This is a genomic window from Actinophytocola sp., assembly GCF_035712165.1.
Taxonomy (GTDB): domain Bacteria; phylum Actinomycetota; class Actinomycetes; order Mycobacteriales; family Pseudonocardiaceae; genus DASYTH01.
In genome coordinates this window covers 1-3,729 of sequence record NZ_DASTBH010000299.1, presented here as the reverse complement: position 1 = coordinate 3,729, position 3,729 = coordinate 1, and the positions used below count along the sequence as shown (strand labels likewise).

Here is a 3,729-nt window from a genome sequence, read left to right as displayed (position 1 = left end):
TGTGTTTGATTCTACCGACCACGCCAGTGCGGATCATGCCGGTGAGCTGCACACTTTCAGGTGATCTCCGGGGTGACCAACAACGGCAGTGCGGGAGAACGACGTCGGTGCACGGCTGTGGGCAGGCCCCCAGCCATCCAGCCACGCACCCCGTGGGGCTGTCCACAGTCGTGCGTCGGAACGCCGGGCCCAGCTCAAGCAAGGCGACCACCCTGGGCGTTCCGATGCAGCCAGGGAACGGCAACCAGGCAACCCCGGAACTGGGAGCCGAGATCGACACCGACGGCAGGGCGGAGCTGGACGGAACGCCGCCACCAGCGCCCGCCCGGCCAACCACCCCGGCGTTCCGGAAGAAACCCGAGCACCGCACCAAGTGGCGACTCGCCGGGCTGGAAGTGGCGACTCGCCGGGCTGGAAGTGGGGACTCGCGGGGTGGGGTGGCGGCTTGCGGGTGGAGGGAGGGTGGGAAGGGTGCCTGAGTACGATATTGGGCCGGAAGTTCGGGGTGGGAAGGGAATCGCGTGACCGAGACGCTGGAGTTTCAGTCCGAGGCACGTCAACTGCTGCAGTTGATGATCCACTCAATCTATTCGAACAAGGACACGTTCCTGCGCGAGCTCGTCTCCAACGCCTCCGACGCGCTGGACAAGCTCCGGCTCGAGGCATACCGGGACAAGGACCTCGAGGTCGACACCGACGACCTGCACATCCTGATCGAGCCCGACCCGGAGCAGCGCACGCTCACCATCCGGGACAACGGGATCGGCATGACCCGCGACGAGGTCGTCGGCCTGATCGGCACGATCGCCAAGTCCGGCACCGGCGAGTTTCTGCGCCAGCTGCGGGAGTCGCAGGACGCGGCCGAGTCGAAGGACCTGATCGGCCAGTTCGGCATCGGCTTCTACTCGAGCTTCATGGTCGCCGACCGGGTCACGCTGGTCACCCGCCGCGCCGGCACCGCCGAGGGGGTGCGCTGGGAGTCCACCGGCGAGAGCACCTACACCATCGAGCCGGTCGCGGACGCCCCGCAGGGCACCTCGGTCACCCTGCACCTCAAGCCGGAGGACGCCGAGGAGCACCGCTACGACTACACCTCGCCGGCCAAGATCACCGAGATCGTCAAGCGGTACTCCGACTTCATCACCTGGCCGGTGCGGCTGGCCGGCAAGGAGGGCGAGCCGGAGACGATCAACTCTCGCAAGGCGTTGTGGGCCCGCCCGCAGAGCGAGGTCACCGAGGACGAGTACGCCGAGTTCTACAAGCACGTCAGCCACGACTGGAACAACCCGCTGGAGACCATCCGGGTCCAGGCCGAAGGAACCTTCGAGTACCAGGCGCTGCTGTTCCTTCCGGCCCAGGCGCCGCTGGACCTGTTCATGCGGGAGCGCAGACGGGGCGTGCAACTCTACGTCCGGCGCGTGTTCGTCATGGACGACTGCGCCGAGTTGATGCCCGAGTACCTGCGCTTCGTCAAGGGCGTGGTGGACGCGGCGGACCTGTCGCTGAACGTGTCCCGGGAGATCCTGCAGCGGGACCGGCAGATCCAGCTGATGCGCCGCCGGCTGGTCAAGAAGGTGCTGTCCACCGTCAAGTCGATGATGTCCGAGAAACCCGACGCCTACGCCACGTTCTGGCGGGAGCTGGGCCGGGCGGTCAAGGAGGGCCTGCTCGACGACCCGGACAACCGGGAGGCGATCCTGGACATCTGCTCGTTCGAGTCGACCAACGACCCGGAGCAGCCGACCACGCTGGCGCAGTACGTGGAGCGGATGCCCGAGGGACAGCAGGACATCTACTTCATGACCGGTGAGTCGCGCACCATGATCGAGAGCTCGCCGCACCTGGAAGCGTTCCAGGCCAAGGGTTACGAGGTGCTGGTGCTCACCGACCCGGTGGACGAGATGTGGGTCGACGCGGTGTCCGGCTACGGCGGCAAGAACTTCCAGTCGATCGCCAAGGGGCAGGTCGATCTGGACACCGAGGAGGAGAAGAGCGCGGCCGAGGAGCGCGGCAAGGAGTACGCCGCGTTGCTGGAGTGGCTGACCACCGTGCTGGCCGACCATGTCAAGCAGGTGCGGTTGTCGTCGCGGTTGACCACCTCGCCGGCCTGCGTCGTCGGTGACACCCACGACCTGAGCCCGACGCTGGAGAAGATGTACCGGGCGATGGGTCAGGAACTGCCGCAGATCAAACGGATCCTGGAACTGAACCCGACCCATCCGCTGGTGACCGGCCTGCAGTCCGCGTTCGCGGCGGACGCGGACCGGGACGCCCTGGCGGAGACCGCCGAGCTGATCCACGGCCTGGCCCTGCTCGCCGAGGGCGGTGAGCTCGCCGACCCGACCCGGTTCATCCGCCTGGTGACCGACCGGCTGCAGCGAACCCTCTAGGCCACCTGGAACGAGTAGAAGTTCGTGTCGTCGTCGACGGTGCCGTCGGGGCGGACACCTCGGACGTCCAGGTTGACGAAGCCGCTCTGCGTCGGCGTCCAGGTCACCGTGGCGGTGCCGTCCGGTCCGGCGGGGACGAACAGCGGCGGCTCGAACGGGTCGAACGAGTACTCGTAGCCGCGGATCTCGGTCCACCCGGCCGGCGGGGTGAAGGTGAACGTGCCGGTGACGCCGACGCCGCCTGCGGGTTCTCCGTTGTCCAGGTAGATGTCGGAGGTGACGCCGGGCCACGGCGGGAAGAACACCTGCCAACTGGCCGCCGGCGACGTCCAGCCGTTGGCGGACCGGCTGCGGACCCGCACGTCGTTCGAGCCGGTGTTGGTGAGGGTGAAGGTGATCGTCGCCGTGCCGTCCGGGCCGGAGGCGACGGTCTGCGCCGTGCCGCTGTTGATCCGGTACTCGTAGCCCGTGGTGCCGGAGATCCTCGGGTTCGGCGCGAACCGCAGGGTGATCGGCTGTCCCCAGCGCGGTTCGGCGCCGACGAGCGTGATGGTCGGCTCGCCACCGAACGGCACCCGGATCTCGTAGGCCGTCTCGGTGGAACGCAGGCCGGCCGGGTCGATCGAGCGCACCAGCAAGGTGTTCGGGCCGATCCGGGGCGGCATCAGCGTCACGGTGGCGGTGCCGCCGGGCCGGTCCGCGCGCACCGTGCCGGGCACCGAGAACGGGTCGGGGCAGACCAGCCGGCCGAACTGCTGGAACTCACAGGTGGGCACCGGAAGGGACTCCCAGCCGTACTGGAAGCCGAGCGTGTCCGAGTCGCCCGCGGTGAAGGTGAACGTGCCGGGCTCACCGAGCGGGACCTGCCCGCTGTTCGCCGGTGGGTAGTTGGGTGAGGTCACCGTGGGCGCCGCCGGTGGGGTCTGGTCGTAGACGAACGAGCAGACTCCGGACCACGGCGTGGTGTCCGCGCCGTCGCCGGCCCGGACCTGCCAGGAGTAGGTGCGGCCGTCGACCAGTACGCCGGCCGGGATGTGAACCGTGCCAACGGCGAATCCCTCGACGGTGAGCACGGTGCGCGCGTCGGGCGTGTCGGCCGGGAAGACCGCGAACTCGTAGCTGAATCGCTGGTCGTCCGGGTCGGCGTCGGCGACCTGCGCCTGGAGCGTGTCGGCGAACGAGCCCAGAGCCGGGAACGGCGCGGACTCGTCGCACGGGAAGCCGGCGTTGGAGCGGCCGGTGAGCACGGGCGGGGAGTTGTACTGGACGGTCAGCCCGACCTGGGTGCGCAGGGAAAGCGTTCGGCCGTAGGCGGGGTCGTGCTCGTTGCGGGCCGGCA

The 3,729-nt window shown here is 68.8% G+C and carries 1 protein-coding gene and 1 pseudogene; one reads left to right on the top strand and one right to left on the bottom strand.

What is annotated here, in order from left to right:
- Positions 1-521 precede the first annotated feature (521 nt).
- A complete protein-coding gene (gene htpG, locus VFO68_RS17050) occupies positions 522-2,390 on the top strand; it encodes a molecular chaperone HtpG (protein ID WP_325159286.1) in 1,869 nt (622 codons plus the stop codon).
- On the opposite strand, the pseudogene VFO68_RS17045 reads toward htpG, so the two are convergent.
- Positions 2,387-3,729 (bottom strand): annotated as a pseudogene (locus VFO68_RS17045) (hypothetical protein); the annotation flags it as partial. The gene htpG and the pseudogene VFO68_RS17045 sit on opposite strands and share 4 nt — an antisense overlap.